This window comes from Runella sp., assembly GCF_027484545.1.
In the GTDB taxonomy this organism is placed as follows: domain Bacteria; phylum Bacteroidota; class Bacteroidia; order Cytophagales; family Spirosomataceae; genus Runella.
This window is the reverse complement of sequence record NZ_JAIXST010000307.1, coordinates 19476-30340: the sequence shown is the minus strand read 5'-3', so window position 1 is coordinate 30340 and position 10865 is coordinate 19476. Positions and strand designations below refer to the sequence as shown.

Here is a 10865-nt window from a genome sequence, read left to right as displayed (position 1 = left end):
TTAAAGCGAGAGCCGACTGAAATGAGTTTGGCTCGTAAGCGAAAGAAAGCCGCTCGCGACGATGCTTACCTTAAAACCCTGTTAAACCAACTTAACACTTGATGCAATCACCCTACACCGGGAGAAGGAACGGACAAGCTGTTTAAGAATTGACTTGGACTGTTTACCTTAACAAAGACCGTATCGTCCGGAAAGGGGGGAATCGTATCAGAAATAGTGGTGTAGGATTGACTTATTGCGTTTATTGAAAGCAACAGTGAGGCAATGCAGTATATAATTTTCATAGATATACATGATTCAAAGTTGAGCGTATTCAACCGGTAAATCATTACATATCTATTGAATAAAATTACATATATCACACTTGTTTTCAGAGCTTTATGGCGAAAAAAAATGTGCTGTTGTTAATAGGAGTTAGATTGATTTGTTGATGAAAAACGCTAACAAATGGTGCAATAGATAAAAAACAGTAACTTACCGACGATTGCCCATTTTTGACCGACTGATTTGGGTTTTGTAAGCGCTTCATTAAAACCTTGTTAAAATCAAGGATGATATTTCATTTGAAAAATACTTATCTTTAAAATTGAACCCTTTATTATCATTCTCATTCACACAACTATTTGTATATGAAAGTTTTAATCGTAGAAGATGAGCCAAAATTGGCGGGTTTCGTAAAAAAAGGATTGGAAGAACAGGCTTGGGAGGTGGATGTTGCTTACGATGGTCAAATGGGGAGTAGCTTAGCCCTCTCAAACCCATACGATGTAATTATTTTAGACGTAAATCTGCCCAAAGTCAACGGGTTTCAATTGGCAACACTTTTAAGAAATGAGAATATAAGAACCCCTATTTTGATGCTTACTGCTTTGGGAACGCTGGGGGATAAATTAGCGGGATTTGATGCCGGGGCGGACGATTATTTGGTTAAACCATTCGAGTTTCAGGAATTGATTGTTCGCTTGCGGGCTTTACAAAAACGCAGTTCGGAGAGTGGCTCCGTCAGTAATCTTTTGAAAATAGCAGATTTGGAACTTGACCTGAATGAGCGCGTAGCCCGCCGTGATGGCAATCGTATTGAGCTGACTGCCAAAGAGTTTGGGTTGTTGGAGTATTTTATGCGCAATCGTGGACGGGTCGTTTCTCGGGTGGATATTGCCGAAAAGGTCTGGGATATTCACTTTGATACAGGTACCAACACGATTGATGTGTATGTCAATTTTCTTCGCAAAAAAATAGACCGTGATTTCCCCCAAAAATTGATTCATACGGTCGTAGGTATGGGATATATTATGAAAGACTCATGAACATTCGCCTTCGACTGACGCTTCTGTTTGCCGTATTGGTAGCTTCTATTTTATTGGTGTTTTCGCTGTCGGTCTACTACCTCTATGATCAGTTTCGAGAACAGGAATTCAACAAGCGCCTTCGTGAGAAGGCCCTTACTACGGTAAGCTTGTTGGAAGATGTGGGAGGAATCACGGAGGAATTGCTTCATGCCATTGACCGGGCTAATTTAACGACCTTGTACAAGGAAGAGGTAACGGTGTATGATGCCAATAATCAGATTATTTATGATAGCGGGAAAGAACCCTATCCGGTAAAAAAGGACCTCTTGAGACAGGTACGGGAGGGGCATGATTTTGGCCTTCAGCACGGAGAAAAAGAAATCCTTGGGGTGCGTTTTATTGATAAAAAGCAGCAGGTATTGGTCGTAGTTGCTTATGCCATTGATGTGTATGGATTTAGTAAACTGGAGCGCTTACGAAATATTCTTATTACGGGTTGGACAGTGAGCTTGCTGTTGGTCGTATTGGCAGGTTGGCTATTTGCGGGGGATGCCCTGAAACCTGTCTCGGATATTATTGAACAGGTAAAAAATATATCGGCCCGAAATATCCACGAGCGCCTGAAAGCCGGGCGGCAAAAGGATGAATTGAATCAATTGGCTGCTACTTTTAATGATCTTTTAGACCGACTCGAAGATGCTTTCAAATCCCAGCGAAGTTTTGTTTCGCACGCTTCCCATGAACTGCGTACTCCCTTAGCCATTATGATGAGTCAATTGGAGGTATCGTTGTTTCAAAAGCGGACTACTGAGGCATATCAGGACACTATTAAAGAAGGAATAATTGAGGTCAAAAAAATGCGTGACCTGGTCAATGGACTGCTTGAGTTGGCGCGCCTTAATGATGACACCTCTCAGTTTAATTTTCGGCCGTTGCGGGTAGATGATTTGTTGTGGCAGGCGCGGGAGATGCTCATGAATCTTGCTCCTGGTTACAATATACAGATTGAATTTGACCAATTTCCGGAGGAGGAATCTTCCTTGGAAATCTTGGGAGATGCTTCACTGCTTCAAACGGCCTTCATCAATCTGATGGAAAATGGGTGTAAATATTCGGATGACCATCGAATTAATGTCACTTTGCATGTGCAGGTACACGGCATTAGAGTAGCCTTTACAGATCATGGAATTGGCATCGCAGAGAGCGATTTAACTCATATTTTTGAACCATTTTATCGAGCTGAATCTACTCAAAACGTTAAGGGTCATGGCGTTGGGTTGGCGCTGACTCAACGGATTATAAAACTCCATAGCGGTAAGATAAATGTTACTTCGCAGGTAGGAAAAGGAACCCAGTTTGTAGTGATGTTGCCTTTTTAATTCGCTTTTAATTTCTCCTTAACGCTCTTTTAATAGATTAAGCGGAATTTTGCACCCATAAACACCAGAAATAGTCAGGATGAAGACACATAATTCCCTATTTGACGAGCACGAAATTCTCCATGAATTAAAGCATTTTTTACCTGCTCAGGCTCCACTAAAAGATTTTATCCATCACAATACGCTTCATGCTTTTCAGAACCTGAAATTTTATTCGGGTATTCGCAAAGCTTCTGATATGTTTGGTTATAAAACCTCGTTATCACTGGATGAATACCGAGGACTTTATGAAGAACAACGCATCAGCCCTGCCATCCTCAAGAAAATCATAACGGGCAAAAAGGGAGTAGCACTTGTAAAAGAATGGACTGAAAAAGCCATTTCTAAAGAATTTGAAAATTCATCATTACCAAAAATAGGAGCAATACGTTCCAACTGGAAAAGACAATATCAGATAGACATGGACTCCCTTGTCCATCCTATTCTTTTCAGAATTATTTGTAGTTATCTTGATCAGGGAATTTCGATTTGGGGGTTTCCCGTTCGTCAGAAAAGCTTTTTGGCGTCGTTACGGGAAATGGAGCGCAACAGCTTCAGCAGCTTTTTTAAAACGGAGAGAGCAAAACAGCTTTTGTTGCACGATAAATGCGATATAAGCACCCTGTTAACCATTCTGGTTGGGGATGAATCGCTGTTTAAACAATATCTTTTTGATCAACAATTTGCCCATCAGGGATGGTCGGGGATGGTATCTGCCATTGAGGATCAACCTCAAACACTGCTGGATCAAAGAAGAATTACACTGCATGACCTGATTGTTTTTGAGCTTTTACTTGAAATTGATGCACTTGAGTTTCGTTTTGGGAAAGACTGGACTCCGATTAAAAGTCGTTTAACGGTCCAACCGGTAAATCTTTTTGCTGAGACTCCTCAAACTGAGTTGAACGAAGTCCTTGAAATTTGGCAAAATGCCTTTGAATGGACCTACTACGATGAAGTGCTGGCGGGCATTAAAATGGAGAAAAACGGCCAAAAGAAAATAGCGAACAAGAGCTTTCAGGCTATGTTTTGTATAGATGACAGAGAATGTTCGCTCAGACGATACCTTGAGCAGTATGATGCTGATTGTGAGACCTTTGGTACACCGGGCTTTTTTGGTGTCGAGTTCTTTTATCAGCCCGAAGACGGTAAGTTTTATACCAAAGTTTGTCCCGCACCGGTTACTCCTAAGTATTTGATTAAGGAAGTACATGCCTTCAAAAAGAAAGATAGAGATGTACACTTTACTAAACATTCCCATTCGTTTTACGGCGGTTGGCTGATTTCTCAGACACTCGGGTTCTGGTCGGCGGTGCGTTTGTTTGTGAATATTTTCCGTCCTTCCATGAGTCCTGCTACGGCGTCTTCGTTCAGGCACATGGAAAAGTACTCAAAACTGACCATTGAGAATAAAAACATTGAGAATAAAGAAAACGGATTGCAGGTAGGGTTTGCTATTGATGAAATGGCGCAACGGGTAGAAGGTCTTTTGAAAAGTATCGGATTGGTAAAAGATTTTGCCCCGATTGTGTACGTAGTAGGACATGGTTCGAGCAGCGTTAATAACCCTCATTATGCGGCGTACGATTGTGGTGCGTGTTCGGGTAGAGCTGGCTCAGTAAACTCACGGGTGATTTGTTACATGGCCAATCATCCTAAAGTCAGAGAAATTTTGGCAACCCGCGGAATTGTGATTCCTGCCAAAACGCAGTTTTTGGGCGCGCTTCATGATACAACCCGCGATGAAATTGCCTTTTTTGACGAAGATTCACTTTCGCACGACAATCTGGAAATTCACAATAAGAATGAAGTGACGTTCGACAATGCCTTGGATTCCAATGCCAAAGAAAGATCAAGACGTTTTGAGTCGATTGATAGCAAATTGAGCCCCGAAAAAATTCATGATAAAATTCGGACCCGTTCGGTTTCTTTGTTTGAACCTCGTCCGGAACTGAACCACGCCACCAACGCGCTGTGCATAGTAGGCAGCCGGGAGTTGACCAAAGGGCTGTTTTTGGATCGGAGAGCGTTCATGAATTCGTACGATTACACCATAGACCCTGACGGAAAATTCCTTTTCAATATTCTCAAAGCTGCCGCTCCGGTTTGTGGCGGTATCAATCTCGAATATTATTTTTCAAGAGTTGACAATCAGAAGTTGGGTGCAGGAACAAAGCTTCCGCACAATGTGATGGGGCTTTTTGGCGTAGCCAACGGAATTGACGGTGATTTAAGACCGGGACTGCCGAGCCAAATGATTGAAGTGCATGATCCGGTACGTTTGCTTATCATTGTAGAACACTTACCCGAAGTTGTTTTGGATACGATTCAGCGCAATGCAGAAACCTATGAATGGTTTATCAATGAATGGGTTAACTTAGTAGTAGTGCATCCTGAAACCAAGGAATTTTATAGCTTTAAAGAAGGTGGTTTTGTAAAATACCAACCTCTGAAGCAGCAAGTTGACACGGTGTCGGATATGATACCTTTGTTAGAATCAAATCAAGATAATGTTCCGGTTTATTTAATTGCATAACACTACCACATGGCATCGTTACTTCATTTTTTCATTCTCGTTCCTATACTGGGTTTTATAATTAACGGTTTAACTCCCAATAAAAAAGAAGGGCTTCTTTCGTGGGGAGCTTTTTTTACCATCGGCATTCACCTGTTTGGGGCTATTGTTTTTATCATTTATTGGTTACAAAATGGCTATCCAACACTGAACCTAAAGGACATTTCCCTTTTCAAGACCAACGACTACGAGTTTTTTATTGATTTTTGTTTTGATAAAATTACGGTGGTTTACCTCTTTGTGGGTTCATTTATTACCTTTCTGGTCACCATTTACAGCCGGTATTATATGCACCGGGAAGATGGATACAAGCGTTTTTTCAATACCATACTTTTCTTTTACATCGGATATAACATTACCATCTTTTCGGGAAATCTGGAAACGTTGTTTATCGGTTGGGAAATCCTCGGTATCTCTTCCTTTTTGCTGATTGCCTTCTATCGTGATCGTTATCTGCCCGTCAAAAATGCCGTAAAAGTGTTCTCAATTTACCGAATCGGGGACGTGGGGTTGATTCTTGCCATGTGGATGAGTCACCATTTATGGCACGAAAATATTACCTTTCTGAAATTGAGTAACTACGAAATGGTGCACGAGCATCTTCAGTCGCATAGCTTTTTCGGGGTTTTTATTTCTCTGATGATTTTACTTTCGGCAGCGGCTAAATCGGCACAGTTGCCTTTCTCTTCCTGGTTGCCAAGAGCCATGGAAGGACCTACTCCGTCGAGTGCCATTTTTTATGGCTCGCTTTCTGTACACGTAGGAGTGTTTCTTTTATTGAGAACTTTTCCTTTTTGGGAACAGCAGTTATCGGTTCGCATTCTGATTGGGGCGCTGGGTTTTGTGACTATGTTGATTGCTACGGGTATTGCACGGGTTCAGTCGTCGGTAAAAAGCCAGATTGCTTATGCCTCCATTGCCCAAATCGGGATAATTTTTATAGAAGTGGCGGCAGGTTTTGAAAACTTGGCTTTGTTTCACTTTGCGGGAAATGCTTTCTTGAGAACGTATCAATTATTGGTGTCGCCTTCGGTGGTAAGTTATTTGATTCGCGAACAATTCTATAATTTTTCGCCTCGTCAACGCTCCATCGAAGACTCTTTCCCCAAAAAGATTGAATACACACTCTATATGTTGAGTATCAAAGAATGGAATTTGGATTCCTTGATGTATCGTTATTTATGGAATCCTATGAAAATGCTTGGAAACAGATTGAATTTTCTTACTATCAATCGGGTGCTTGTGTTTTTTATTCCGGTATATGTGTTTGGATTATTTGCTTTATACAACGAAGAAGTAATTCCCCCCATCATTCATGAATATTTACCCATCCTTTTCTCCCTTATTGGATTGACGATGGTGCTCAAATCATTTACCGAGCGGAAAAAAGCACGCATGAGTTGGATGCTTATCATTTTGAATCACTTTTGGGTAGCCTTGTCTATTTCATTCAATGAGCACTATAAATATACGGAAACACTGCTTTATTTAAGTGGGATCATTGTGGCGGGAATTATTGGGTTTATTTCCCTTACCCGCCTACAATTATTGGAAAAAAGCATTGATTTAGATCAATTTCACGGGCATTCGCTGAAACATCCCAAAATTGCTTTCGTCTTTTTACTTTGTTGTTTAGGAGCTTCTGGTTTTCCCATTACTCCGACGTTCATTGGAGAAGACGTGATTTTCAGTCATATTCATGAAAATCAAATTACTCTGGCATTCTTTACTTCTTTGAGTTTTATCATTGACGGGCTTTCTATCATTCGTATTTATGCTCGGGTCTTTTTAGGACCTCACGTGAAATCAGTATACGAAACGGCCTATCGCTCTTCTTAGTTGATAATGGAATTGGAAGGTTTATAATTGTCAGATGATTTTTTATAAACTTTCCAATTCTTTGTTTTAATCTCATTTTAATCTCCCCTTAACCAGCTTTTAATAGTCAATATTAACCTTGTGTTTAATTATGAATAAGTAGAGTACAGTGCGCTTTTCACAAATACAAATACCGAGAATCAATGGAATCAATGGAATCAATCGTATTTGTGGGGGTATGCATCGCAAGTGTTGCTGTACTTTTGATAACAAGGCGTTTTCAATATTGTTTCAGTCTTTTTCTTCACGTTTGTTTATCTTTAACAGGAGTGTCCTGGGCAGTTCGCAGTTTGCTGGAAGGCAACACCAAGATATTCTCGATGCTCACCGACGTCTCTTATCTGCCAACGCTGACAATTGACAGCTTATCTGCCTATTTTGTTTTACTGATAAGTTTCGGAATGTTGACAGGTATCCTCTATGCCGGAGGCTATTTGAAACCTTTCCGCAAGACAATGTCGCGGTTGGAATTGGGCATTCACCATTTGGCATTTATCTGGCTTCATATTTCAATGCTGATGGTGACCGTTCTGCGCGACGGCACGTTCTTCCTGTTGGCTTGGGAAATGATGTCGGTTTCTTCTTTTATACTGATTTTATTTGAGGCATCAAAAAAAGAAACACGCCTTATTGCCCTTAATTACCTGATTCAGATGCACGTAGGTTTTATTCTTATCATGGGGGCAATGATGTACGTTCAGTCGCTTGGCTACGCTTTTGGATTTGATGGCTTGGCGGGATACTTCAGTAAGAATTCGGTATTGCCCTTATTTTTAGTGCTTTTTGCAGGGTTTGGGATCAAGGCAGGCTTCGTACCTCTGCATACGTGGCTGCCTCATGCTCACCCGGCGGCTCCTTCGCACGTTTCGGGGGTGATGTCGGGGGTAATGATAAAAATGGGTATTTATGGCTTGCTGCGGGTGCTGACGTATATCCATGCCGAATTGTATGTTGTAGGGTTAATCATATTAGGAGTTTCAACCCTTTCGGGGTTATTGGGAGTGATGAATGCAATTACTCAGCACGATATTAAAAAATTATTGGCTTATCACAGCATTGAAAACATCGGTATTATTGGGATGGGTATCGGGGCGGGTCTGTTGGGCGTTGCTCTCAATGCTCCTGCTCTGGCGGCTTTGGCTTTTACGGGAGGACTTCTCCATATTTTCAATCACTCTCTTTTCAAATCATTGCTTTTTTACGGCGCAGGCTCGGTCTATCAGGCCACGCATACCCGAAACGTGGAACAACTGGGCGGGTTGATGAAATCTATGCCAAAAACAGGAATGCTGTTTCTGTTGGGTTCTCTATCCATCTGCGGACTGCCTCCTTTCAATGGCTTTATTTCCGAGTTTTTGATTTATATGGGGCTTTTCAAAGGGCTTGGATTGGATATTTGGTACTTAGACCTTTCGATGCTGGCGAGCATCCTTGGGTTGACGCTGATTGGTGGCTTGGCTGTTTTTTGTTTTACCAAAGTATTCAGCATTACGTTTTTAGGGTCACCTCGTTCTTCCAAAGCATCGCAGGCGGCAGAAGTTTCCGATGACATGATTTTCTCAAAAATACTGGTAGGCGTTCTGATTGTTGCCATTGGGCTCTTTCCTAACCTATTCGTCAAATGGGTGGCGGAGGTTACCGCTTTGTATGTGCCCGATATATCACCTATTGAAAATGCCTTACCTACGCTTATGAAGGTCGGAATGGCGGGCGGTCTGTTTATTGTTGTTTCGTTGGTGCTGCTGTGGGTACGCAGTCGTCAGCAAAAGCAGGTTGTGGTAGAATACGGCCCCACTTGGGGCTGTGGATATTCGGGAGCTAATGCCGCCGTACATCAATACACCGCTACTTCGTATGCCAATAATTTCACGGAATTGGTCGGTCCCTTAGTCGGTACAACAACTCATTATGAAAAGATAGCTGAAGAAGAAATTTTTCCAAAAGCCCGACATTTTGAGACGCATAGTTATGATGTATTTGAAAAGACCTTGATTGACAAGCCTGCTGAATTGTTGTTGAAATCCACCGACCGACATGAATCATTTCAAACGGGCAAATTGACTCACTACCTCATTTACGTTTTTGTGTTTTTAGCCTTGGTCTTCCTGCTTACCTATTTCCAAATCCTTTAACACCTTTTCATCATGGCCGCACTTTCCATTTTAATGATACTGATAAGTGCGGCGGTGATTCCGGGAATCATCTCTATCACGAAAGCCAAATTGAGCGGACGAAAGGGAATTACTCTTTTTCAGCCCCTGAAAGATATTGTGCGGCTTTTTCGTAAGGGTAATGTGTACAGCACCACCACAAGCCTGATTTTTCAAATTACTCCTGTTATTCATTTTGCAGGAATTTTCTGTGCGTTGCTGTTTTTACCTTTTAGCGGCGAAGCGGGGCTGTTGTCGTTCAGCGGCGATTTTTTATTCTTCGCGTATTTACTGGCCTTTACCAAATTCATGTTGATTATCAATGCGATGGATACCGGCAGCGGTTTTGAAGGCATGGGGGCCAATCGTGAAGCGCTTTATTCGATGTTGGTCGAACCCGCCTTTTTTACCATTATGGCTTCGTTGGTATTGTTGACCGGCTTCACCTCCTTTCAGGAAGTCTATAACAACGTTCATTTTGGGGATTCTTCTTTGTCGTATCTGTTTGCTGCCGTCAGCATTTATCTTTTGGTCCAAATTGCCATGGTCGAAAACAGTAGATTGCCCGTAGATGACCCGCGAACACACCTTGAACTTACGATGATTCACGAGGTAATGGTTCTGGATAACAGCGGCTTTGATTTGGGTTTGATTATGACGGGCAATGCTTTCAAGTTTGCCATTTACGGTAATTTAATTGCCAATTTTCTGCTTCCCCAATCTTTCCCGTTGGTGGCTAACATCGCTATTTATTTGGTTGTACAGCTGCTTTTTGCCGTTACGGTAGGTCTGTTGGAGTCGTTTCGGGCGCGTAATAAAATCGCCAATAATCCGCAGTTTATCATTACCCTTTCTTCGATTGCCTTGGTGTTATTTTTCTCGGTACTGATTATTACTCATAAACTGATTTTAGACTAATGGCGACGCTCCTGATTATCATTTTTGCCGTTACGCTGATTTATTTGGCTATTTCCGAGCGACCCATTATGCAAAACCGCCTTTTGGGGTTTCAGGGGCTATTACTGTTTGGCATTGCCATTGTACAAACAACGGATTTTCACCCTTCACACGTCTTTTTTATTGTGAGTGAAACGCTGTTGGTGAAGGCAATTGCCATTCCATTTATTCTGGAATGGATTCGTAAGCACAATAAAGTAATTCGTACCAAACGAATGATTTCGGGGACACTCTCCGTTGTCATTGTAACTAATATTCTGATTATCAGTTTTTTACTATGTTCTAATTTGCACAATGACCACCTGCAGACTAAATTTTTCTCCGTAGCTACGGCGAGTGTATTGGCGGGTATCTTTTTTATCATCAGCAATCGCAACGTGTATTCGCATTTGATTGGCTATTTGGTGATGGAAAACGGGATTTTTCTGGTTTCGCTGGCGGTAGGCACCGAAATGCCGCTGCTCATCAACATGGCGATTGTGTTGGATATATTCTTTGGGGTATTGGTGCTGGGCGTATTTCTCCGTCGGGTGGGGCGCGCCTTTGAGGGAACGGATATTGATTTCTTAAGCAATTTAAAAGACTAAACTCTCGATAC

General features: G+C 41.8%; 7 protein-coding genes. All 7 read left to right on the top strand.

Features of this window, described 5'->3' with window-relative positions; translation table 11 throughout:
• Positions 1 to 629 precede the first annotated feature (629 nt).
• The 7 genes from Q0081_RS27705 (at position 630) to Q0081_RS27675 (ending at position 10854) form a co-directional block, all read left to right on the top strand.
• Positions 630 to 1307: a response regulator transcription factor gene (locus tag Q0081_RS27705; protein ID WP_298361208.1), complete on the top strand. Its 678-nt coding sequence runs from the start codon at positions 630 to 632 to the stop codon at positions 1305 to 1307.
• Positions 1304 to 2668: an ATP-binding protein gene (locus Q0081_RS27700; protein ID WP_298361207.1), complete on the top strand. Its 1365-nt coding sequence runs from the start codon at positions 1304 to 1306 to the stop codon at positions 2666 to 2668. Before Q0081_RS27705 ends, Q0081_RS27700 begins: the two co-directional genes overlap by 4 nt.
• Positions 2669 to 2747: 79 nt before the next feature.
• Positions 2748 to 5243 carry a YbcC family protein gene (locus Q0081_RS27695; RefSeq protein WP_298361205.1) on the top strand — a complete coding sequence of 832 codons (2496 nt, stop codon included), beginning with the start codon at positions 2748 to 2750 and terminating at the stop codon, positions 5241 to 5243.
• Positions 5244 to 5252: 9 nt separating this feature from the next.
• A complete protein-coding gene (locus Q0081_RS27690) occupies positions 5253 to 7121 on the top strand; it encodes a proton-conducting transporter membrane subunit (RefSeq protein WP_298361203.1) in 1869 nt (622 codons plus the stop codon).
• A gap of 308 nt (positions 7122 to 7429) precedes the next feature.
• On the top strand, positions 7430 to 9292 hold the full coding sequence (locus Q0081_RS27685; RefSeq protein ID WP_298361201.1) for a proton-conducting transporter membrane subunit: 1863 nt from the start codon (positions 7430 to 7432) through the stop codon (positions 9290 to 9292).
• A gap of 12 nt (positions 9293 to 9304) precedes the next feature.
• A complete protein-coding gene (locus Q0081_RS27680; protein WP_298361198.1) occupies positions 9305 to 10228 on the top strand; it encodes a respiratory chain complex I subunit 1 family protein in 924 nt (307 codons plus the stop codon).
• A complete protein-coding gene (locus Q0081_RS27675; RefSeq protein ID WP_298361196.1) occupies positions 10228 to 10854 on the top strand; it encodes a hypothetical protein in 627 nt (208 codons plus the stop codon). Before Q0081_RS27680 ends, Q0081_RS27675 begins: the two co-directional genes overlap by 1 nt.
• Positions 10855 to 10865 lie beyond the last annotated feature (11 nt).

Bases quoted from the DNA above. Each gene is read 5' to 3' on its own strand.
- Q0081_RS27675 (WP_298361196.1), top strand. From the start codon at position 10,228: ATGGCGACGCTCCTGATTATCATTTTTGCCGTTACGCTGATTTATTTG.
- Q0081_RS27695 (WP_298361205.1), top strand. From the start codon at position 2,748: ATGAAGACACATAATTCCCTATTTGACGAGCACGAAATTCTCCATGAA.
- Q0081_RS27680 (WP_298361198.1), top strand. From the start codon at position 9,305: ATGGCCGCACTTTCCATTTTAATGATACTGATAAGTGCGGCGGTGATT.
- Q0081_RS27690 (WP_298361203.1), top strand. From the start codon at position 5,253: ATGGCATCGTTACTTCATTTTTTCATTCTCGTTCCTATACTGGGTTTT.
- Q0081_RS27705 (WP_298361208.1), top strand. From the start codon at position 630: ATGAAAGTTTTAATCGTAGAAGATGAGCCAAAATTGGCGGGTTTCGTA.
- Q0081_RS27700 (WP_298361207.1), top strand. From the start codon at position 1,304: ATGAACATTCGCCTTCGACTGACGCTTCTGTTTGCCGTATTGGTAGCT.